The sequence below is a fragment of the Amycolatopsis sp. NPDC102389 genome, from assembly GCF_044765885.1.
In the GTDB taxonomy this organism is placed as follows: Bacteria; Actinomycetota; Actinomycetes; order Mycobacteriales; family Pseudonocardiaceae; genus Amycolatopsis.
On sequence record NZ_JBIWKX010000055.1, the window covers coordinates 19,170 to 41,139 of the forward strand.

A 21,970-nucleotide genomic window follows, 5' to 3' on the forward strand; every position below is an offset into this window, starting at 1 on the left:
CAATATCTCATTCTGAGTACTGGGGTTCTCATGGACATGGTCAAGGCACACTTCGAGGTGCTCGACGAACGATTCGCCCGGGTCAACGGGGACGAGTGGATGCGGCGCCTGCACACCGGCTGCCGGTGGACCGAAGGGCCCGCCTACTTCCCCGCCGGGCGATACCTGGTGTTCAGCGACATCCCGAACGACCGGATCCTGCGCTGGGACGAGACCACGGGCGCGGTCGGCGTGTTCCGCGAGCCCGCCGGGTTCCACAACGGGCACACCGTCGACCGCCGCGGCAGGCTCGTCAGCTGCGAACAGGGCGGCCGCCGGGTGACGCGCACCGAGCACGACGGCTCCACCACCGTTCTCGCGGAGACCTATCAGGGCAAGAGGTTCAACAGCCCCAACGACGTCGTCGAGTCCTCGGACGGCGCGCTCTGGTTCACCGACCCCAGTTACGGGATCGACAGCGACTACGAAGGTCACCAGGCGGAAAGCGAGATCGGCGCGTGCCACGTCTACCGGGTCGATCCGGTGGACGGTTCGGTGCGGATCGTCGCGGACGATTTCACGCGCCCGAACGGGCTCGCGTTCTCTTTGGACGAGTCCCTGCTCTACATCGCGGACACGCGCCAGAACCCCAGCCACATCAGGGTCTTCTCGGTGGACGGGTCCGTGTTGTCAGGCGGGGAGATCTTCGCGACGAGTGACGCCGGCGGTTTCGACGGGGTACGCGTGGACGCCGCCGGGCGGGTCTGGGCGGCCGCGCACGACGGCCTGCACTGCTTCGCGCCCGACGGCACGCGGATCGGGAAGCTGCGCGTGCCGGAGGTCTGCTCGAACCTGACCTTCGGCGGGCCACGGCGGAACGACCTGTTCATCACCGCGTCCAGTTCGGTCTACACGCTGCGGGTGAACTTCTCGGGTCCGCGGTTCTAGCGCAAAAGGCCTTCCCGGATCGCCACCCGCACGAATCCGGCCCGGCGTCGTTCCCCGGTCTTGTCCCGGATCCGGTCGAGATAGGACCGCACCGTCCGCACGCTGATGTTCAGGATCTCCGCCACGTCGACGTCCCGTTCACCGGCCGCGACCAGCCGCAGGACCTGCTTTTCCCGTTCGGACAGGACGATCTTGGGGCCGGCGTGGCGGTCCTCGCTGTCCTGGATGATCATCCCCGCCAGCGTCGGCGACACGTACGCGTTGTCGTCGGCGATGGTGCGGATGGCGCGCAGGAGTTCGTCGCCGTCGACGTCCTTGGACAGGAAGCCCTTCGCCCCGGCCTGCATGGCGCCCAGGACCTCGGGCTGCTCGGCGTGCGCCGACACCACGAGCACCTTGTGCCCCATCTGCCCCACCTCGAGCACCGCTGCGGCGTCCTGGACACCGCGCAGCTTGAGATCGAGGACGACGACGCTGCCCGGGGGCTGTTCCTGGACGGCGAACCGCGCGACGGAGTCGGCGACGGCGCCCAGCTCGATGTCGGGCGCTTCGGTGAGGACACGCGCGACGGCGTCCCGGTACAGCGGATGGTCTTCGATCACCCCGACGTTGATCGGCGTGCTGCGTTTCGGCTGCTGCTCGTCTGCGTTCACCGGCGTCCTTCGAATCCGCCCGCGTCGGCGCGGGGTACGACCGGCCGAGACGGGCCGGGCACCTCCGGCGGCGCCGCGAGCCCGAGCTGGATGGCCTTGCGGACCAGACCGGCCCGCCTTCTTTCCCCGAGTTTGTCACGGATCCGGTCCAGATAACCGCGAACCGTCCGAACTCCGATGCCCAGGATGCGGGCGATGTCGACGTCGCGTTCGCCCGCCGCGACCAGCCGCAGGACCTGCTTCTCCCGCGCGGAGAGCGCGACGTCCGGCGCGGCCACGGGGCGGTCGGCGTTGTCCTTGATGATCATTCCGGCCACCACCGCGGAAACGTAGGCCCGGCCTTGCGCGACCGTCCTGATCGCGGTCAGCAGTTCGTCGACGTCGACGTCCTTCGACAGGAAACCCTTGGCACCGGCCGCGATCGCGCCGAGCACCTGCTCGGGTTCGGCCTGCGCGGACACCACGAGCACGTGATGTCCCAGTTCGCACACCTGGAGCACGGCCGCCGCCCCGGCGATCCCCGGCAGGCCGAGGTCGAGCAGCACCACACTGCCTGGCGGCTGCGGGTGCACATGGAACCGGGCGACCGAATCGACCACCGCGCCCAGCTCGATCCCTTCGGCCTCGGTGAGCACCCGGACCACGGCGTGCCGGTACAACGGATGGTCTTCGATCACCGCGACGTCGACCCGGTCGGTCTCCGGTCTGTCTTCAGTCATCTGCACGTTCCCGATCACCCCGTCCCACCCGCCGCGGACACCGCACGGCCCGCTTGCGCCGGATCCAGCGCCGGTCCGCGCGGAACCAGTGCCAGCAATCCATTCGGAACCGGTTGCCGTTCGGCTTGGCCGTAGCCCAGGGAAGCGAGTGCCTCAGTGCTCGCCACCGGGTACTTCTGGCCCGTGTCGGTGACGACGTAGACCGTGCCGGAACCGGATTCCGCCACCACCGCACCTCCCGACGGGGGCACGAAGACGGCGTCGGCGACCAACGCGTCCGTCCGCGCCGTCACCGGGATCGCCTTCGCACCTTGCGGCAACGGGACCTGTGCGGAGGTAACGATTCGAGAACCCTGTGCGCATAACGTCACGGACTGTCCGGTAACGGGCGCTTTTCGCGGGATCCGGTCCGGATACTCCGCGGGATCGGCGCCGCCCGCCCGCGCCGCGCCGACCTTCGGCACCGCGGCGACGTCGGCCGCGCGCACCGCGACGGGCGCCGGGACACCGGTGTAGGCGTCGGCGTTCTGCGGGGTGTTGATCAGCAGGCTCGCCTCGGTCTGGCCGATCGGTTCGAGGCCTTCGGCACGGACGAGGTAATACGACGTCGCGTCGTTGGGCGACGCCATCGCGTCGACGACGCCGAGCACCGAACCGACCTTCGTCGCGGCGCCGCCGACCTTCGGGCCGGGCCGCCCGGCGTCGTCGACCGCGCGGTAGGCCAGATCGCGTCCGGCGGCGACGGTGCCGATCCAGCGGGAGGACACCGCGATCGCCGGGTAGGTGTCGAACTGCAACGCCGTGGCGGCTTCCGAAGTGAGCTTGTAGCGGCGCCCGGCCGTCACGAGGTAGCGGTCCCCCTCGGGAACGCGGACCACGACGGCCTGATCCCTCGGCAGGTCGATCCCGGCGGCGGGCGCGCCGAGGAGCACCGTCGTCTCCGGTTCGGCCGACGCGGGCGCGTCCTGGGTCGTCCGCGAGCAGCTCGTCCACGCGGTGTTCACCAGCGCTGCCGCCGCGGGCAGCGAATCGGGGGCGCCGGGAATGCCGATCTGCGAACCCCTCGGCGCCTTCGCGAGCTTGTCCGAAGGGACGGTCACGGTCGCCTCGCCGTTGCCGCCCGCCATCAACCGCGCGGAGGCGTAGTTCAGCACCGGATGCAGAGCGCCGTCCTGGCCGAGGATGTAGCGCGCGCCGGTGCCCTCTTCGACGATCACCTTGCCGCCCGCCAGCCAGTCCTTGCCGCCGGAAGGGTTAAGCAGGCCGATCACGCCGAACACGGCGGTGACGAGCAACGCCACGCCGAGGCCGCACAAGGTGCCGATGACGAGCCTGCGGCTCGGGGCGACCGGATGGTTGGCGTCAGCCGAGACCAGTGCCGAAACCAGTCTCCTGCGCAGGAATTGGTAGGCCTGGATCTGGTCCCGCTGCGTCCACACGCTCCCGTCCCCCGCCGTTCGTGCCCACCCGTTTCGAGGGTGCTCACGTTAGGTTCCGGCCCCGTTCGCGGTGAGGGTATTTTTTACGCCCCTCCCCCGCGAGGGGCGGGGCTACCGTCGGGCGCGTGCACGGAGGAGGGGAATTCCTTGTCGGTTGATGCCCCGGCCCGCCCGGTCCAGGAACAGGCACCCGCGCGCGGTGCCGCGGGCGCGTCGCCACTGCCCTGGCTGCTGCCGGTCCGCCCGCTGCAGGCGGCGCTCTGGGAGATCGCCGGGATCGCGATCCTGCTGGCCTTCACCGTCGACGGGGTCCCCCAGGCCGCGCGGATCAGTATCGCCGCCGTCGCCGGCGTCCTCGTGCTGACGACCTCGGTCCGCTTCGCCGGACGCCACGCCGCGGGCTGGGTGCTCACTTGGGCCGGCTACCGGCTGAAGCGCCGGGAAAAACACGAAGTCCCCGATCCGCTGCACCGGCTCGCCGGCCCCGTCCGGGTACGTCAGCACGTCGATCGCGCGGGCAACCGGTTCGGCGTCGCCGAGGTGAGCGACGGCTGGAGCGCCATCGTCCGGCTCACCCCCGGTGCCATGGCGCCCGGGCCGGACACCCTCGTCGGCATCCTGCGCGACGCGTACAGGAGTACCGGGATCCCTTTGTCCAGCGCGCAACTGCTGACCTGGACGGTCCCCAATGGACAGTCGGTGTTGCGGGTCCGCTGGCTCACCGTCCGATACCGGCCCGAGGACGCGCCGATCGCGGCGCTCGCCAGGGGCGGCGGGGAGCTGGGCGCGCTGCGGAGCACCGCCTGCGCGGCGCTGTCACTCATGGGCGCGCTGGCCGAAGCCGGCTTCGAAAGCACCGTGCTCGAAGCCGGTGAGGTGGCGGAGAACCTGCGTGTCGCGCTCGGCAGCGGTCAGGACGCGCCGGTGAACGGCTGGCGTTCTTGGGACTGGGGCGGCGCGTCGCAGGTCTGCTACCGGCCCCGGTCGGAGCGGGATCTCGCGCGGACACTGGATCTTCACGTCCCCGGCTCGGCGTTCACCGCGACTTCGTACACGCTGTACCGCTCTCCCGGCGGGCGCGAGAAGTCCGAGGTGACCATCCGGGTCGGCGGACGGCCGGGAGCGGAAACGCCGCGGCCGAGCGGGATCGCGGTGACCCCGCTGCACGGACGGCACGCGGCGGCGGTCCGGCGGACCCTGCCGCTGGCGCTGGAGAACTGAGGGGACGGTCCGTGGAGGATTCCTTTCTTCTCTGAGGGTAGGGAAGGAATCCTCCACGGACGTAACGCGTTTAGTCCTCTGAATGCACGGTCTCGGACTGCGCCTGGACGTCGCGAAAGCCACTTTCGGGACACCAGACGTCGCGAAAGTGGCTTTCGCGACATCGCCGCCGCCTCGGACCGGCTCGATCGGCGCCGTGTGAACCGAAAGGCGCGTGACGCGGTTCGTCCTCTAAATGCGTGGAGGCGTGCACAGAGAGAGGTCCCAGCGGTACCGCGAGAGACCCCATCACGCAGCATTCAGAGGACTAAACGCGTAAAGAGAGGGTCAGCCTCGCACGGCCTCGTAAACCCCGGCGATCATGCCGACGAACGGGATCAGCGAGAGCAGCACCAGGAACTCGACGATATCGAGAGTCCTTGCCCAGTAAGGAGAACGGCGTCCCTTCGCGACCCGCGTCGCGTAGGTGAGACAGACGCCCGCGGCGACCACGACGGCACAACCGGCGGCGAAGACGAACGAGCGCGGACCGCCCGCGGCGAGCCAGGAACCGGCCGCCGCCAGGGCCGCCGCACCGAAACCGATGAGCACGAGCCGCTGCGAACGGCCGGCGAACGCGCGCGAGCGCAGCATCAGCGCCAGCCCCAGCAGCGCGCACAGACCCGCTTCCCAAGCCCCTCCGGAAGACGACAGGACCACCGACGCCGAGACCACGACGAGCCCGAGCGCGACGAGCAGCCCGGTCAGCAACGCCTGAGCGTACGTCGTGCCGCCGACCATGTCCTCACCGAGCGAAGGGTTCTCGTCGGCGCGGAACGCGTCCATGTCGTCGGGCACCCGGGGCAGCGGGAGCCTGCCGAGCCGCAGCGCCATCATCGGCGCGACCGCGGCCAGTGCCGTCGCCACGACGGCGACCACGGCGGCCGCCGAAACCGGGCGGACGTCGGCCAGCAGGACGACGGCGGTGGTGATCGCGCCGAGCCCTGCCGAAACCGTCACCGCGACGAACCACGGCAGCCGGTCCGCCACCGAAACGGCCGCGATCACGCCGTACACGGTCACCACAGCGAGCCCGGCGGCCAACGGGCCCGCCGAAAGAGAGAACAGCGGATGCGGCGACAGGATCGACATCCCGGCAAGCAGTGCCGCGCCGACCCCGGCGAGGGCGCCTGCGGCACCGGCCTCCGCGTCGCCGTACGCGCGGCTCAGCGCGCCGCCACCCAGCACCAGTACCAGCGCGAGCAGCCCGGTCCCGATCGGCGCGAGCACGCTCCCGGACGCCGCCGCCTGCACCAGCAGCCCACCGGCGAGCAGCAGCACCACGGACGCGACGATGCCCGCCTTGCGCGCCACCGACGGCCCCCACCGGCCGGTGCCCGCCTCGGCGACGCTGGCGATCGAGTCGACGACGTCGTCGAACAGCAGCGGACCCCGCGGGCGTTCCCGCGGGGTCAGATGGAGGACTTCGCCGTCGCGCACTTGCGCGGCGGCGACCGTGAGCCCGAGCGCGAGCGGAGCGCCGCCGAGCCGGGACAGCACCCAGCCGGGATGCTCGGCCGACGCCTGCCCCGACGCCCCCGCGAGCCGCACGAGCTGCGGGACGAGTTCGGCGAACGTGCTCTGCTGCGGCAACGCCACATCGACGCGCGCCCGCGGTGTCACCACCGTGACGCGCCGGGTGGAGCCCGCGATCGCGGCCGTCATGCTTCGATCGACTTGGCGGACTCGATGACCGGGGCGAATTTGGCGCTGCTGGCCTCGGCCAGTTTCTGCAGCCCGTTGTTGACCGCCTCCAGCACGATCTCCGAGAGGTTGCGCGCGTCGTACTGGCGCATCGCGCGCGGGTCGATGTCGATCGAGGTGAACCGGCCGTCTCCGCGCAGCACGACGGTGACCTCGTTCTGCCGCGAGTGCGCCTTGACCTCCATCGCCTCGACCGAACGCTGGATGCGCTGCACCTCTTCGGTCTGCTTGCGGACCTGGTCCAGCAGCTCGTCCATGTCCGGCATGGCGTAGGGGTCGGTGGTCACGAGTCTTCTCCTTCATCTGCGGTGGTATCCCGCCGGACGTGGACGCTGCCCACGAACCGCCGGAAGTCGTCGCCGAGGCCGCGGGCCGCCTCGGGTGTCGCGGTGCAGGCGATCTCCAGGATCAGCCGCTCGGCCGGGATCGACCCCGGCACGGTCAGCAATACCTGTGTCTGTACGAGATCCTGCCCTTCACCGGTGCGGATACGCAGCACCTGCGTCATCCCCGGCGCGATTCCGGTGCCGATCACCTTGCGCCGCACCACTTCGAGCGCGGCCATGGACCGGCCGAGGCGTTCGACGGCCTCGTCGGCGATGTCGGTGATCTGTGCCTGGTCCGGCCGTTGCCCGACGCTCAGGGTGATGTTCGGGGTGAACTCCGCCTCGGTCCCGCGGTGCACCGCGACGAACACCGCGCCCTCGGCGCCGACGGACGACGGCTCGACCGGCACCCAGCCGTCGGGGATGTCGAATCCCAGCGGGAGGGAGACTCGTTCCGGCGTGGTCATCCCGCTCACCACGTGCCCACGTAGGTGATCGCGTCGTCCCACGCCTCGCCGACGGCGTCGGCCGCCTGGCCCGCCGCGCCGCTCACCGCGTCGACGGCCGCGCCGCCGTATTCGCCGACGGTGTCCGCGATCTTCGGCAGGTCGATGTCGATCTTCGCGCCGAGACCGGCACCGAGACCGAGCGCGACACCCGCCTTGAAGTTGACCTTGATATGCCCGGCGTCGTAGACGGCCTGGCCGTCGAGCTGCGCGCCGAGTCCATATTGGAGGGTCCCGCTCGCGCCGACGCCGACGCCCGCCACGTCCGCCGCGAGTTCGCCTTCGATCTTGCCGCCGACGAAGGCGTTGGCGTGCACGCCGACACCGTGCGCGCCCGCCTGCAGCGATCCGTTCACCTCACCGCCGACGAACGCGGTCCCCTTGGCGCTGCCCGACGCGACGCCCCATTCCTTCTTGCCTTCGAGTTCTTCCTTGAAGGCGGCCAATTCGGCGTGGCCGGACGCCTTGAGATCCCAGCCCTGCGAGGAGACCTTGGCGTCCCACCCCGGGGTGAAGCCGTCCTGCTCCTGCTTCCACTTGGCATACGTGATCTCGGTGCTGTTCCAGGCCTTGTCGCGCAGACCTTCCGGCTTCGGCCTGCCGAACGGGGTGTCGCCCGCACGCGGGGCGCGCGTGCCTTCGAGACCGTCCCAGGTGAGCTTCTTCCAGCCGGAATTGCCGAACCAGGAGGGATGCGAACGCGGACGCTTGCGGCCGTCGAGCGCTTCGCCGTTGAGCCAGTACAACGGGCCGCGGCCCCATTTGCCGAGTTCGTGCTCGATCCGGCCGGTGCCCTCCGGCGGAAAGAGCCGCGCGAGTTCTTCGCTCAGCTCGTCAGCGATCTCCTGTGCCGCCTGCGCGGCCTGTTCACCGAGCCGCCGGGCGGCGGAGATGAACGCGTTGACCGCGTTCGCGTTCGCCGTCCGTGCCTGGCTGGTGAGCTGCGCGGCGTACTGGTCGAACTGGGCGAGGATCGAGTCCACACAGGACTTCGCGCCCTGCAGCGCCTGTGCCCCCGCCCGCAGCCGGTTCGACTGGTCGCTCAGTTTCGCGCCGAGCTCGCCGAGTTCCTGGCTCAGTTTCGTGGCGGAGGTGGAGAACGCCGTGTAGGCGTCGCCCTCCCAAGACGCGTTGAGCGCCTTCGCCGCCTTGCCGATCTCGTCCGCCCGGCCCGAAACCGTCGTCGCCCGATCGCCGCACCGCTGACCGGCCGAGGTCAGCGCCGAAGGATCACCGGTGACCCGCCGCTGGTACTCGACCACGAGCCGCCGGTAATTCGACAGGATCGAGCTGACGACCCCCGACGCGTCGACCACACCGCTCCCCCACACGGCTACCTGCCCTTCGCCGGTGAGTCAGCTCCCGCATCGATATCGATGTGCTGCTCGAAGTGCTTGCCGCCGTAGTCCATGTCGATGTCGATATCGATGTCCTGCCCGCCGGGCGCCTGCACGGTGGACTTGCCGGTGCTCAGGTCGGTGGTGATGGTGACCGTGTTCCCGTTGCCCGCGCTCGGCAGCGCTCCGCCATTGGAGCCAGAACCCGAGCCGCCGCCCGAGGGTCTGTCCACCGGGATCCAGGCGTCGGCGCCGCCCGGCCAGTTGCCCTGGGATCCGTTGCCGCCCAGTGCCGGCGGCCGGTACTGGGTGAACGGCGGCGTCTCGCCCGGCGTCGAACCACCGCCCGCGCCGCCACCGGAGCCGCCACCCGAGCCGCCGATCGCGGCCTGTCCCGAACCGCTGGCGACCGAACCCGGCGCCTGCGGGTTGGTGATCGGGGTGCCCGAGACCGCGGAGTTGCCCGCCGCGCCGTTGTCACCGGCGTCGTTGTGCCCGAACAGTTTCTGGACCTCGCCGATGATGCTGGCGATCTGGGTGATCTGGTTGGCGAGGTCGACCACGCCGAGTGCCTTCAGCAGCGCGCCGATCGCGGTGATGAAGGCGCGCAGCGAAGCACTGGTGGCGGTGGAAAGCGCGACGGCGGCACCGTAGGTCCACGGATTCGACATCAGGCCCGCGACCGTCGGGTTCACCGCCGAGACCACCGCTTTGTACGCGGTCTGCGCGGTCTTGATCAGCGTTCCCGCGATGCCGAGCAGCTCGGCGCCCTTCTGCACGACCTGGATGATCTTGGTCAGCGAGTTCAGGGAGTCGGTGATCTTCTTCAGCGCGGAGTCCGACGCGCCGCCGGACCAGATCTTGCCCAGCTGCTCGGCGGCCTTCGTCACCTCGTTGTACATGGTGAGGAATTCGTTGGCCTTCTTGAGCACCTCGAGCACGTGCTTCGCGATCTGCTCCGGCTGGCCGGTGAGGATCTGCGGCAGGATGGTGATCGGCCCGCCCGAGGACGCCGTGGCGTCCATCGCGCTGGAATTGGGGTAAGTCAGCATGGTCGCTCCTCAGGCCGGAAGTCAGACGGAAGCCGGGCGGTAGACACTGACCTTCGCCAGGCCGTTGATGTCCGCGTCGACGATTCCGTGGTTGTAGAGCAGCCCGCCCTCTCCGGCGATGGCGATGATCGGCTTGCTGTCGGAGAACAGGAGCGGTTCGACCACGACGACGTCGCCGCTGTGCACGCCGCCCGGCACGTCGCCGAAGTTGCGGGCCGTGCCGGCGTAGACCTCGATGACCCCGGCCCGCGCCTGGTTGTCGGCGTCGCCCGCCAGCCAGTCGTTGAAGTCCGAGACACCGTGGAACCGCGTGTCGGTGATCGGGTGATCGCCGAGCTGCCCCAGCCGCGCGTCCGCCAGGTAGCGCAGCACGTTGCCGACCGAAGACGGCTCGCCCTGGCCACCGGCGCTGTCGTTGATGGCCAGTGTCGCGAGCTCGGAAGCGTGCGAGTTCCCCCAGATCGACGACGACGGCGAGCCCGCGCCGCCGCCGGAGCGGCCGCCGTATCCGCCCGCGACCGCCTCGTCCGCGGCCTGGTAGGCGTCGGCGCTGCTCTTGATGAAGCCGTTGATCTGCTGCAGCAGTTGCAGGAGAGTGCGGACCGCGACCACCTGCTGGCTCTGCATGGCCGTGTTGGCCGCCGCCACCGCGCTGCCGAACGTGGCGAACGACATCGGCTGGAGGACGGTGCGTTCGAGGTCGGCGACGACATTGATGCCCTGCATGATGATGCCGCCCAGGTTCCCGACCGCCGAGCGCATGGCCTCGGGCTCCGCCCGGTACTCGCCCGTGCCGACCATGGCTCTCCTTCTCTCGTTCCCCCACGTCTGCGTGACCAGCAGCGTAAGTTCGCCACCAGACGTGAGCGGACGGCAAAAGTACCCACCGCAAGGGCGGCACGAGTGGCCAGAATGATCGGCAGGATTACCCACAAGCGGCCAGAAAGACCCTGATGAGCGCCACTCGCGACCGCCTGCCGGCCCTGGGCGAGCAGCCCGGTGAAATCGTCCTGCAGTCCCCGCCGATGCTGCCGAAGGGCTCCTCCGGCGGAGCCATGCAGCTGCTGATGTTCATGCCGATGATGCTGGGCATGGGCGCCATGTCGTTCGTCTACATCGGACGCGACGGCGGGGTGATGACGTACATCTTCGGCGCGTTGTTCCTCACCGCGATGGTGGGCATGGTCGTGATGTCGCTGGGACGCGGCGGCGCGGCGAAGAAGGCGCAGATCAACGAGGAACGCCGGGACTACCAGCGCTATCTGACCGGCTTGCGCGGCCAGGTCCGCGAGATCGCGGACAGCCAGCGCGCGGCGATGGCGGCGTTGCAGCCCGACCCGGCGGATCTGTGGGCGTACATCGAGACGGGGAAGCTGTGGGATCGCCGGCGGTCCGACCCGCAGTTCGGGCAGGTGCGCGTCGGGACCGGGCCGCAGCGGCTGGCGACACCGTTGAAGGCGCCGCAGACCGTGCCGCTGGAAGACCTCGATCCGGTGTGCTCGACGAACCTCAAGCACTTCATCCGGACCTACTCGACGGTGGACGGGCTCCCGGTCGCGATCTCGCTGCGGTCGTTCGCGCAGGTCAGCCTGTCCGGCCGCCGCCCGGACACGCTCGGGACGGCGCGGGCGCTGCTGACCCAGCTCGCGACCTTCCACTCGCCCGGCGACCTGCGGATCGCGTTGTGCGTCAAGAACGACCGGCTGCACGACTGGGAATGGGCGAAGTGGCTGCCGCACGTGGCGTCGACCGCCGCCGACGCCGCCGGTCCGCGACGGCTCGTCGACGCCGACTCCGGGAAGCTCGCCGACCTCCTCGGCCCCGACCTCGGTGACCGGCCCGCGTTCACCCGGCGGCCGGACGCGCGGCTGGACCTTCCCCAGATCGTCGTGATCGTCGACGGCGGGCACACGCTGGGCGACACGCGGCTCGTCGCAGAGGAGGGCAGGCTCGGCGTCACCGTGGTGGAGATCGGCACCGAGCAGCCGCGGTCGGTCTCGTCGGACCGGCTGCTGAGCCTGCACATGGGTCCCGAGCAGCTCGGGATGGTCGTCGGCGACGGGACGGAGCAGCGGCTCGGTTTCCTCGGCAAGCCGGACACCTTGGACCGCGGCGCCGCCGAGGCGCTGTCCCGGATGCTGACGCCGCTGTTCCAGGGGGCGGCGGTGGTCAGCGAGGCGCCGATGTCCGCGACGTTCGGGCTGGCGGGGTTGCTCGGTATCGGCGATCCGCGCGACACCGACACCGCGGTCACCTGGGCACCGCGATCGGCGCGGGACCGGCTGCGGATCCCGCTGGGCATCAATCCCGAGGGCAGGCCCGTCGACCTCGACCTCAAGGAATCGGCGGAAGGCGGGATGGGCCCGCACGGGCTCGTCATCGGCGCGACCGGGTCCGGCAAGAGCGAGCTGCTGCGGACGCTGGTCACCGCGCTCGCCGTCACGCATTCGTCGGAGAAGCTGAACCTCGCGCTGATCGACTTCAAGGGTGGCGCGACATTCGCGGGGATGACCGGGCTGCCGCACACCTGCGCCGTGATCACCAACCTGTCCGACGATCTCGCGCTGGTCGACCGCATGGCGGACGCGCTGAACGGCGAACTGTTGCGGCGTCAGGAACTCCTGCACGCGGCCGGGAACTACGCGTCGGTGCGGGACTACGAAAAGGCCAGGGAATCGGGCGCGAACCTGCGGCCGTTGCCGTCGCTGCTGGTGATCATCGACGAATTCAGCGAGCTGCTGTCCTCACGGCCGGAGTTCATCGACCTGTTCGTCGCGATCGGGCGGCTGGGGCGGAGTCTCGGGATCCATCTGCTGCTGGCTTCGCAGCGGCTGGAGGAAGGTCGGCTTCGCGGGCTGGATTCGCACCTGTCGTACCGGATCGGCCTGCGGACGTTCTCCGCTTCGGAGAGCCGCGCGGTGCTCGGTGTCGCGGACGCCTACCAGCTGCCGCCCGTGCCGGGTTCGGCGTATCTGAAGTCCGACAACGACACCCTCATCCGGCTCAAGGCCGCGTATGTCTCGGGGGAACTGCCGCCGCGCAGCAAGATCGTGCGCAAGGACGGCCAAAGTCTCGGCCTGATGCCGTTCACACTGGCGCCGGTCGAGATCCCGGTGACCGTCGAAGCCGAGGAGCCGGTCGAGAAGGGCACCGGCGAGACGATCATCGGCGCGATGATCTCGCGGATCGAGGGCAAAGGCCCGGAGGCGCACCAGATCTGGCTTCCGCCGCTGGCCGAACCGCCCACTTTGGACCAGCTGCTGCCGCCGCTCGGCGAAGATCCCGCACGCGGCTTGTGCCCGCTGGGCTGGGGCGGCAACGGCAAGCTGATGATCCCGGTCGCCTTGGTGGACAAGCCCTTCGAGCAGCGGCGTGACATGCTGTGGGCCGATTTCTCCGGTGCCGCCGGGCACGCGCTGATCGTCGGCGCGCCGCAGAGCGGCAAGAGCACCCTGATGCGCGACATCGCCGCGATGCTCGCGCTGACCCACACGCCGGAAGAGGTCCAGCTGTTCGTGCTGGACATGGGTGGTGGCGCGCTGGCGCCGATCGCCGGGCTGCCCCACGTGTCCGGCTACGCGACCCGGCGCGACGCCCAGCGTTGCCGCCGGGTGGTGGCTGAGCTGACGACGCTGCTCGAACAACGTGAGGAGTTCTTCTCCGCCAACGGGATCGAGTCGATCACGACGTTCCGCCAGCGGCGTTCGGAGTTCACGGAAAGCACGGAGGGCCGCGAATTCGGCGACGTCTTCCTGTTCGTGGACAACTGGACCACGATCCGCCAGGAATACGAGCAGCTGGAGGAGCAGATCACCAGCCTGGCCTCGCGCGGGCTCGGCTTCGGCATCCACGTCGTCGTCTCGATCAACCAGTGGATGGGCATGCGGGCGCCGTTGCGTGACGCCATCGGCACCAAATTCGAACTGCGGCTCGGTGAACCGGCGGACTCGCTGATCGACCGCAAGATCGCACAGAACGTCCCCGCGGACCGGCCGGGCCGAGGGCTGACCGCGGACAAACTGCACTTCCTCGCGGCACTCCCGCGGATCGATTCGGACCAGCGGCCGGACACCGTCGGCGCCGGCGGCCTGGATCTGAACCGCCGGATCTCAGCGGCCTGGAATCGTGCGGCGGCGCCGCAGGTCCGGCTGCTGCCTCCCGAGGTCCCGCTGGACTCGCTGGAAGCCGGGCCCCGCAAGCAGGTCACGCTCGGCATCGCGGAATCGAACCTGCGGCCGGTGCATCTCGACTTCGCCACCGAACCGCATTTCCTGGCCTTCGGCGATGTGGAATCCGGCAAGAGCTCGCTCCTGCGCGCGATCGCGCAGGGCATCGTGTCGAAGTACTCGTCGGAAGAGGCCGCGATCGTCGTCGCCGATTACCGGCGAGGCATGCTGGGTGCGGTGCTGGATTCGCATCTGCTCGGCTACGCGGGCTCCGAAACCGTGCTGACCGGGCTGATCGACCAATGCCAGCAGGCCATGCGGAACCGGCTGCCCGGCGCGGACGTCACGCCGGAGCAGCTACGGAACCGGTCGTGGTGGCGGGGGCCGGAGCTGTTCGTGCTCGTCGACGACTACGAGATGGTCGCGACCGTGGGCCGGAACCCGTTGCAGCCGCTGCTGGAATTCCTGCCGCAGGCACGGGACATCGGGCTCCACCTCGTCATCGCGCGCGGCAGCGGTGGTGCCGGACGTTCCCTGTTCGAGCCGGTGCTGCAACGGATCCGCGAGCTGGGCTCCCCTGGTCTCGTGATGTCCGGCTCGCGGGACGAGGGCGCGTTGCTCGGCGATGTGAAGCCGGGGCCGCAGCCCGCGGGGCGGGGTGTGCTGGTCTCGCGGCGGCATGGGACGGGGCTCGTGCAGGTGGCGTGGACGAAGCCGGTGGAGGACTGAACGACGGCTCATAGCCGGTCGACCAGTGCGTCGACGTAGTCCGGGGTGAGCGGGCCTGTGCCGAAAAGAGTGCGGATATAGAGGGGCGCCAGGATGTGATCGAGCACGTCGAGGGCGTCGGGCGGGTGTTCGCCCCTGGCCTCGGCGCGGTCGAGCATCGTCTGGAGTTGCCTGCCGCGTTCGGCGAGGAACCGGTCGCGGGCCTCGCCTTCGTTGGGCAGAGCGATGACCAGGCGAAGGATCGCCAGCCCCGCAGGTCCGCCGATGTCGCGCGCCACGCCGGACGCGTAGGCGCGCAAGTCGCCGTCCAAACTGCCGGTGTCCGGGATCGGTGAGTTCGTGGTGAGCCAGGTCAAGGCCACGTCGGCGGTCAGGTCTTCGAGGGTGCCCCAGCGGCGGTAGATGCTCGTGTCCGCCACCCCGGCTCGCGCGGCCACGTCCCCGACGGTGAACATGCCGTAGCCGCGTTCGACCACCAGGTCCATGACCGCCTGGTGCACCGCCGCGCGCACCCGCGCGCTGCGACCTCCGGGCCTTCGTGTCGGTTCCGCCATCTTCTCAGCCTAACGCAGCCCACGGTTGCGTTTAGTCGCGACGGCACTCTATCGTCGCTAACGCAGCACGAAGCTGCTTTAGAAGACTGGAAGTCCTGGAGTCCTACCTTGATCAACCACATCGACAGCGCCATCGACATGACCGCCGTCATCGTCGAAGGCATCCACGCGAACCGGCTGCAGGAGCTTTCACTGTGCCCAGACTGGGACATCCGCTTCGAGCTCAACCACCTCGTGGGCGGAATGCGGATCTTCGCCGGGGAGCTGTCCGGAACCCCCGTCGACAAGGACCACCACGACGACTGGCTCGGCACCGACCATCGCGCGGCCTTCCAGACCGCCGCCGACCTCGACCGTGCCGCCTGGCGCCGGCCGGACGCATTGGATACCACCGTCCAATTGGGCTTCGGCCGCGTACCCGGACACTTGGCGGCGCTCATCCATCGCACCGAACTCCTCGTCCACGGCGCAGACCTCGCCGTCGTCACCGGCCAGGAAGATCACATCGACCAGCGGCAGTGCGGCGAACTCCTGGACACCATGCGGGGCATGGACTTTCAGGCTTTCCGCCGGCCCGGGATGTTCGGCCCCGAACGCCCCGCCCCGGCCGACGCGGCCGCCCATCGACACCTGCTCGCCTTCCTTGGCCGCGACTTTCACGTGGTCGCCAGCTAAACCAAACTCCGGATCCGCGCCATCATCGGAAACCGTTTGCTGCCAAGGAATATTGAAATGTACAGAGCAGTTGCCTTTTAGTGGTGATCGAACTCGTGTTCGAGTATGATCTTGGTCATGACCCAGTCTCTTGCTTTTAATCCGAAAGCTGCTCGTTTTCTGGATGCCGCGTGTGACGAGGAGTTGGTGCTTCGTCGTGCGCAGGGGCGGCAGGTGCGTTCGATAGCGGGGTTCGCCGTGGTGGGTGGTTCGCGAAGATCGGTGACCGAGGAGGTCGCGTTGGCCTTCTCGGTCTCCCGTAATCATGCGTTCCTGTTGGTGGAGACCTCGTGTGCGCTGGTCTCGCGGTTGCCGAACACGTTGGCGGCGCTGGAAAGAGGTGATATCGATCTGTTCAAGGCGTCGAAGGTGGCCCAGTTGACGCGTGAGGTGTCCGATGAGGTCGCCGCGCTGGTGGACGCGTGGATGGCCAAGCGTCTCGCCGGCCGTGATCCCGGGGCGATCCGGAAATCGGTGGATCGCGCGGTGCAGAAGTTCGACCGTGCCGGCTATGAGGAACGGGCCACGGCCAAACGCGCGTTACGGCATGTCTCGCTGGACCACGAGGACGAGACCATGTCGAAACTGTCGGGCTGGCTTCCCGCCGAGGTCGCCAGTTCGATCTACGCGTCGCTGAGCCGCGCGGCCACGGTGCGTCGCAGGAGCGACACATCCCGGACGCTGGATCAGCACCGGGCCGATATCTTCGCCGAACGGCTCCTGGCCGAGGACGGTCACGGCACACCCCGCGCGCATGTCCACGTCTATGTCGACCTGTTGACCCTGACCGGGGCCCGGGAAGACCCCGCGACCCTGGCCGGTTACGGACCCATCCCCGGCTGGCTCGCCCGGGAGATCGCCGCCGACCCCGGCTCGACCTGGTCCCGGCTGATCACCGACCCCACCACCGGGCAACTCCTCGAAGCCGGCCCCGGCACCTACCGGCCCCCAGCCTCCCTCGCCAGGTTGATCAAAGCCCGTGATCGGGAATGCACCCACCCCGGCTGCCACCGCCCCGCCGAATTCTCCGAAATCGACCACATCACCACCTGGGCCCGCCACGGCGACACCGACCACCACAACTGCCACGCCGCCTGCAAAACCCACAACATGCTCAAAGAAGAACCCGGCTGGACAGCGGAACCCACCGGCAACGGCGGCACCACCATCACCACCCCCACCGGACGCACCTACACCACCACCCCCGAACCACTCCACGACCCACGCCCCGAACCAAAGGACGACGACACCCCACCCTTCTGAAAGGCACGGACCTGCCTGCGACTACCCGGACGCGTGACGGGCGGCGGCACTCGCACGCGCTCTGAGATGGCCCCAGAATGACGCGCGCCCCAGGGGACGTCGGACGGCTCCTTGATCCCGGCCGCCCAGTTTCCCTCACTCAGGCGCCCAAACGACCGGCGTTCCGTTCACCGTTGCACAGCAACGATCGCGGAATCGGCTACCCCTCAGGGCAAGTACTGATACACCGCACAGCGATGGTGGTGCTCATCTCGTTGCCAGGCCCGGAGATCATGCCGGTCAGCAGCTTGTCCAGATCCTCCCGCACCCCGCATCCCGAGAACGGCGGGATCTCGAAGCTGCTCGTGAGCACTGTCGGCGGCGCCGTGTCCTGCAGCCCGGTCAGTCCTTTGACCTTGATCGTCAGCGGGCCCGCCGTTTTGCAGTTGGGCCCCAGATCGAGCACCTTGCCATCGACCTTGGTGTCGCTCAGGCGAAGGCCGAGACTGAGCGTCAGGTCGATGATCACCGACAGATACTTCTTGCCGTCCGGGAAAAGCCTGGGAGCCACCACACCCGCGTCGCCGGGGTTCTTCACCAACACCCCGTGTTGTTCACCCTCGGAGACCAGGCTGACAGTGCTCGTCACCGGCATGAAGCGAAAAGCCACGAAATAAGCGTTCACAGTAGGCGGAAGGGTGATCGACCCCGTCAGGGTTTCTTTCACCGAGTCGACAGTTCCGTCGAAACGTCCTTCACCGGTGGCCAGTTGAGAGCCCAGCTTCGCAATACGCGAAACGGTATTCCGCACGAAATACGACGCCTTCAAACCCGCGGCCATGGCGGGCGCGTCCGCACGCGGAGCGTTGACCTCGCCTTGGGCGGCGGAAGCCGAGCTCAGCGAAAAGGCTCCCAGCGAGAGCACCACGCCGGCCGTCAGCAGCCGGAAGGCGCGTCGATTCGCCAGAGTCATAGGGCTCAAATCCTTCACAGCCAACGGAATCGAGGTAGCGAACCGAACCGTACTCGGCGCCGTCAGCACAAGGCAATCCATACCCGCACGCTTGTCATCCGCCTCAGAAATCCCACGCACTCGATTGTGACCCGCGTGATAACGAGGCACATGATGGCGCCGAAGGTTGACGCGCCTCTCCTGACGACGGCAGGCTGAGAACGCGAATCAGACAAGAGGGGGAAATGATGAAGTTTTCGAAATATGTGGTTACGAGTACGATTGCCGCCGCGATCGCCGTCGTCGGCCTTGGCGGCCCGGCGGCGGCCCAGACGCAGGCCTGGACGATGTCGGTTTCACCGTCGACCGATCTCGCCGCCGAGCAGACCGTGACCGTCACCGCCAGTGGCCTCGACGCCAACCGCCAGATCCTGCTCCTCGAATGCCCCACCGCGGACGGCAGTTGTTACATCATCGGATATCCGACAGCGGACGCCAACGGCGACGTTTCCACCACCGCGACGGTCTATCGGCATATGTCCTTCGACGACCGCACCTATGATTGCAAGACGTTGAGCGGGGGATGCTCGGTCGTCGGCACCGATTTCTCCACCGGCGGCGAACTGGTCAAGGTGCCGCTCACTTTTCAGCAGTGACGGTCAGCGCGGCGATCCGCAAGGCACAGCACCCCAAGCCCGTCCAACGCGTCGCGCCACCGCTGCCGCGACGCCGGCCATCCACGCGTCCTCGAGCCCCGCCGGAAACCGGATCCGACACTCACCCCCGCCATCCCCGGCGAAGTCGATCCCCTCGTCGACCGCGGCAGGCAAGGCGCCGCCAGATCGAATGAACGCTTTTCCAGCAAAACGGATACAACGGACTCCCAATACCTCCTCGTGATGTTTACCGACTTCGGTAGGTTACAAAAACCCTTACCGCCGCCTAACTTGGTGAAACCGTTTCGACTCGGAACGGGCTCCCCGACGCAGGCCGAAGGGCGTATTCATGCGTATGTCCAAGATCGTCGCAACGGTGGCGGGCGCCGCCGCGGCGCTGACCCTCGCCGCCACCCCCGCCGCGAACGCGGGCCAGGACATCATCGGCGGTGGCACCGTGAGCTCCGCACCGTGGGGCGCCCAGATCTACTGGGACGACGCCACCGCGTTCGGCGGTTTCAACTGCTCCGGCACGATCATCGCGCCGCAGTGGGTCCTCACCGCGAAGCACTGCCTCAACAAGCCCGGAATGCACGTCAAGGTCGGCAACGTCAACCTGAACCAGGGCACCGAGGCCGACGTCGACCAGCAGAAGGCCGCCCCGAGTGGCGACATCGCCCTGCTGCACCTCACGACCGCGGTCAGCACGACGTACATGAAGCTCGGCACCGCGAACCCGGCCAACGGCACCACGAACCAGATCTACGGCTGGGGCCGCACCCAGGGCAACAACCCGCCTTCGAGCGTCCTGAAGACGGCCAACGTCCGCATCACCGGCACCAGCAGTGACGCGTACGGCGGCCAGGCCATCGCCAGCGTCGGCATCAACGGTTCCGCCTGGCACGGCGACTCGGGCGGCCCGCAGCTCTCGAACGGTGTCCAGGTCGGCGTCTGCTCGACGGGCAGCAACTCCGGCACGAACCCGCAGGGCACCCAGAACTACGCCAGCGTCGCGGCGAGCCGCAGCTGGATCCGCACCACCGCGGGAGTCTGAGGCGAACAGAAAGGGCCGTTCGGAAACGAACGGCCCTTTCCGCTACCCGTCAAGCCGCCGGATGAACGACCATGACCCCTCGAACCCTCAGGCGCACTTCGACTTCGAGTCGATCATCGACACCGAGCCGACCTTCTCCCCGTTGACGGTGAACTCGTAGACCCAGTCCGGCTTCCCGTCGACAGGAACCTGGAAGCGGCCGTTGTCGCCGACCTTCAAACCTTTGGCGTCGTAGGCCGCCTTGAGTTCTCCCAGCGACGAACCGGCTCCGATCCCTTCCGCCGTCTTCGCGTCCGAAGGGGCGGCGAGTTCCCGTAGCCCGTTCTTGCCGAACGAGGCACCACCGGCGGCCGCGAAGGCCTTGTCCCGTTCCTCCCGCTTGCCCGCCAGATCAGCGGACGCCTGAGCCGCGTCGGCGAACAGCCGGGTGTCCTTGGCGGACTTTTCCGCCGCCTTGGCGCTCTCCTCCGCGGAGGCGCCCGGCTTCGGCTCCGGATCGGCCTCGAGTTCGTCGGCCTTCTTGTTCAGTTCCTTGGCCTTGACTTCCGCATCGGCTTCCGCCTTCATGCGCGCCGGGTCGGGTGCCGGGCCGCCCGTGTAAGGGAAATCCGCACAACCATCCAAAGTGGACGTCGGCGCCGTGGCGAGTTTCCCGCCCGCCAGCGCGGCGTCCTTGGCCATCCCCAACGCCAGCCCGCGATACCCAGCCGGGCCGAAGGACTCCGGTGCCGCCGGCGCATCCGCGCCCGGTGAAGCCGACGAACAAGCCGTCCCGCCGATCAGCACCACGGCAGCGGTGATCGCCACGCCCGAAAACCGCCGAAATGTACGTGTCTTGTGCACGCATACCCCCTTCATCACCCGGAAACTAGCCCATCCCGCGGGAAGTCCCGAAGTGATTTCGCGGAGGCTCACGTCAATTGGTGCATCGGCCGCGAAGCCCGGAGCGAAAGCGCCGAACCGGCGGCCACGACGGCGATGATCCCCGCACCGGCGACCAGCGTCCAGAAATCCGGGTGCACGATGGACTGTCCCCGCTGCGCCTGCCAGGTGAGCAGCACGAGCACTCCCGCGAAGCCGACCGAAGCGGTCCGCACCAAATTCCGCCGTACGAGTTCCGATTCGAGCACCGGATACCGCCGGGCGAGCTTGAGCAGCCCGAAGGCGACCAGCGGCAGCACCTGGATCGCGTGGATCCCGAAGAAGTGCGGGATCCGCATGTCCCCGCCCACGGTGCTCCACCCCAGCACCGGCAGTCCCGGTCCGCCGTCGGGCACACCCACCGCGTGGGCGCCGACGATCGACGGGCGTTCGCCGGAACGGAACTGGGCACTCTGCTGTTCGTTCGGCCCGAACATCAGCAGCGCGATCCCGATGCCGGCGACCGACAGCGCGGCACCGGCGCGCAACGCGGAATTCATCGCCCGGTCGGGAAGACGTTGGAACAGCAGGAGAACCGCGATGGCCGCCGTCGCTCCCCACCCGGTGAAGGCGCCGTTCGCGACCATGTTGTTGATCCACTGATCGGCCGGCGTCGCCTGGTTGAAGTGGAGTGTCCGTCCGCGGACGATGATCTGCCAGAACAGCAGCGCCATGTCCATGCCGAGGCCGACCGCGAACACCGTCCCGAGCCACCAGCCGAGCCGCTTGCCCCGGGTCAGCTGTCCGATCAGCCAGGCCAGCGTCACCGCGTAGAGCCCCACGGAAATCGTGAACTTGAGCGGCTTGAGCCAAATGGGCGCGTTGACGAGGCTGCGATCGTCGAATACCAGGCCGCCGAGCGCGATCACGCCGAGCACCGCCATCGCCGCCGCCAAGATCATCAACGGGCGATGCGGTACTGTCCTGGATCCCTTGTCCACCATGGGTTCGAGGGTGCCGGGAAGCTCCGATCCGGACACTGGAGTACTCCCCCTGATCGAAGGTGGGGAAAGCCCTACCGCCGACCTGTGGGTAATAGTGCCGTCACCGCGACCGGCA

At 68.7% G+C, this 21,970-nt stretch carries 20 protein-coding genes; 7 read left to right on the plus strand and 13 right to left on the minus strand.

Features of this window, described 5'->3' with window-relative positions; translation table 11 throughout:
• Positions 1-30: 30 nt before the first annotated feature.
• Positions 31-927: an SMP-30/gluconolactonase/LRE family protein gene (locus ACIRGA_RS32780; protein WP_400948479.1), complete on the plus strand. Its 897-nt coding sequence runs from the start codon at positions 31-33 to the stop codon at positions 925-927.
• On the opposite strand, the gene ACIRGA_RS32785 is transcribed toward ACIRGA_RS32780, so the two are convergent.
• From ACIRGA_RS32785 to eccB, 3 genes are read right to left on the minus strand one after another with little or no spacing between them, the layout of a single operon-like run.
• Positions 924-1,580: a response regulator transcription factor gene (locus ACIRGA_RS32785; RefSeq protein ID WP_037344813.1), complete on the minus strand. Its 657-nt coding sequence runs from the start codon at positions 1,578-1,580 to the stop codon at positions 924-926. The genes ACIRGA_RS32780 and ACIRGA_RS32785 overlap by 4 nt on opposite strands.
• Entirely contained in the window at positions 1,577-2,299 is a 723-nt protein-coding gene (locus ACIRGA_RS32790; protein ID WP_400948482.1) for a response regulator, read from the minus strand. The genes ACIRGA_RS32785 and ACIRGA_RS32790 overlap by 4 nt, the downstream gene beginning before the upstream one ends.
• A 14-nt stretch (positions 2,300-2,313) precedes the next feature.
• Positions 2,314-3,738: a type VII secretion protein EccB gene (gene eccB, locus ACIRGA_RS32795; RefSeq protein ID WP_400948485.1), complete on the minus strand. Its 1,425-nt coding sequence runs from the start codon at positions 3,736-3,738 to the stop codon at positions 2,314-2,316.
• 147 nt (positions 3,739-3,885) lie between these two features.
• Here eccB and ACIRGA_RS32800 point away from each other — a divergent pair, with 147 nt between their 5' ends.
• A complete protein-coding gene (locus ACIRGA_RS32800; RefSeq protein WP_400948489.1) occupies positions 3,886-4,959 on the plus strand; it encodes a type VII secretion protein EccE in 1,074 nt (357 codons plus the stop codon).
• Positions 4,960-5,286: 327 nt separating this feature from the next.
• Here the strand turns inward: ACIRGA_RS32800 and eccD are convergent, their stop codons facing one another.
• The 6 genes from eccD to ACIRGA_RS32830 are packed head-to-tail and all read right to left on the minus strand — an operon-like array spanning position 5,287 to position 10,724.
• Positions 5,287-6,663: a type VII secretion integral membrane protein EccD gene (gene eccD / locus ACIRGA_RS32805; RefSeq protein WP_400948492.1), complete on the minus strand. Its 1,377-nt coding sequence runs from the start codon at positions 6,661-6,663 to the stop codon at positions 5,287-5,289.
• On the minus strand, positions 6,660-6,989 hold the full coding sequence (locus ACIRGA_RS32810) for a YbaB/EbfC family nucleoid-associated protein (RefSeq protein WP_360971370.1): 330 nt from the start codon (positions 6,987-6,989) through the stop codon (positions 6,660-6,662). Before ACIRGA_RS32810 ends, eccD begins: the two co-directional genes overlap by 4 nt.
• A complete protein-coding gene (locus ACIRGA_RS32815) occupies positions 6,986-7,495 on the minus strand; it encodes a hypothetical protein (RefSeq protein ID WP_400948497.1) in 510 nt (169 codons plus the stop codon). The genes ACIRGA_RS32810 and ACIRGA_RS32815 overlap by 4 nt, the downstream gene beginning before the upstream one ends.
• Positions 7,496-7,500: 5 nt before the next feature.
• Positions 7,501-8,850, minus strand: a complete 1,350-nt coding sequence (locus ACIRGA_RS32820; protein WP_400948501.1) for a WXG100 family type VII secretion target — start codon at positions 8,848-8,850, stop codon at positions 7,501-7,503.
• Positions 8,851-8,867: 17 nt separating this feature from the next.
• Positions 8,868-9,923, minus strand: a complete 1,056-nt coding sequence (locus ACIRGA_RS32825; RefSeq protein ID WP_400948504.1) for a hypothetical protein — start codon at positions 9,921-9,923, stop codon at positions 8,868-8,870.
• 21 nt (positions 9,924-9,944) lie between these two features.
• Positions 9,945-10,724, minus strand: coding sequence for a WXG100 family type VII secretion target (locus tag ACIRGA_RS32830; RefSeq protein WP_400948507.1), 780 nt, complete (start codon positions 10,722-10,724; stop codon positions 9,945-9,947).
• Between the two features lie 152 nt (positions 10,725-10,876).
• On the opposite strand from ACIRGA_RS32830, the gene eccCa reads away from it, so the two are divergent.
• On the plus strand, positions 10,877-14,818 hold the full coding sequence (gene eccCa / locus ACIRGA_RS32835; RefSeq protein ID WP_400948510.1) for a type VII secretion protein EccCa: 3,942 nt from the start codon (positions 10,877-10,879) through the stop codon (positions 14,816-14,818).
• An 8-nt stretch (positions 14,819-14,826) separates the two neighbouring features.
• On the opposite strand, the gene ACIRGA_RS32840 is transcribed toward eccCa, so the two are convergent.
• Entirely contained in the window at positions 14,827-15,372 is a 546-nt protein-coding gene (locus ACIRGA_RS32840; protein WP_400948513.1) for a TetR/AcrR family transcriptional regulator, read from the minus strand.
• Positions 15,373-15,480: 108 nt separating this feature from the next.
• Between ACIRGA_RS32840 and ACIRGA_RS32845 the strand changes: the two genes are divergently transcribed.
• Positions 15,481-16,047 carry a TIGR03086 family metal-binding protein gene (locus ACIRGA_RS32845; RefSeq protein WP_400948517.1) on the plus strand — a complete coding sequence of 189 codons (567 nt, stop codon included), beginning with the start codon at positions 15,481-15,483 and terminating at the stop codon, positions 16,045-16,047.
• Between the two features lie 261 nt (positions 16,048-16,308).
• Positions 16,309-17,349, plus strand: a complete 1,041-nt coding sequence (locus ACIRGA_RS32850; protein WP_400948556.1) for a DUF222 domain-containing protein — start codon at positions 16,309-16,311, stop codon at positions 17,347-17,349.
• 199 nt (positions 17,350-17,548) lie between these two features.
• Here ACIRGA_RS32850 and ACIRGA_RS32855 read toward each other — a convergent pair whose 3' ends face one another.
• Positions 17,549-18,301 (minus strand): hypothetical protein, encoded by a 753-nt coding sequence (locus ACIRGA_RS32855; RefSeq protein WP_400948519.1) that lies wholly within the window; start codon positions 18,299-18,301, stop codon positions 17,549-17,551.
• A 224-nt stretch (positions 18,302-18,525) separates the two neighbouring features.
• Between ACIRGA_RS32855 and ACIRGA_RS32860 the strand changes: the two genes are divergently transcribed.
• Positions 18,526-18,936 carry a neocarzinostatin apoprotein domain-containing protein gene (locus tag ACIRGA_RS32860; protein WP_400948521.1) on the plus strand — a complete coding sequence of 137 codons (411 nt, stop codon included), beginning with the start codon at positions 18,526-18,528 and terminating at the stop codon, positions 18,934-18,936.
• Between the two features lie 349 nt (positions 18,937-19,285).
• Complete coding sequence (locus ACIRGA_RS32865) at positions 19,286-19,990, plus strand: S1 family peptidase (protein ID WP_400948523.1); 705 nt, start codon at positions 19,286-19,288, stop codon at positions 19,988-19,990.
• A gap of 87 nt (positions 19,991-20,077) precedes the next feature.
• Here ACIRGA_RS32865 and ACIRGA_RS32870 read toward each other — a convergent pair whose 3' ends face one another.
• Together ACIRGA_RS32870 and ACIRGA_RS32875 are read right to left on the minus strand one after the other, a co-directional pair.
• Positions 20,078-20,797: a hypothetical protein gene (locus ACIRGA_RS32870; protein ID WP_400948524.1), complete on the minus strand. Its 720-nt coding sequence runs from the start codon at positions 20,795-20,797 to the stop codon at positions 20,078-20,080.
• A 104-nt stretch (positions 20,798-20,901) separates the two neighbouring features.
• Positions 20,902-21,855: a hypothetical protein gene (locus ACIRGA_RS32875; protein WP_400948558.1), complete on the minus strand. Its 954-nt coding sequence runs from the start codon at positions 21,853-21,855 to the stop codon at positions 20,902-20,904.
• Positions 21,856-21,970 lie beyond the last annotated feature (115 nt).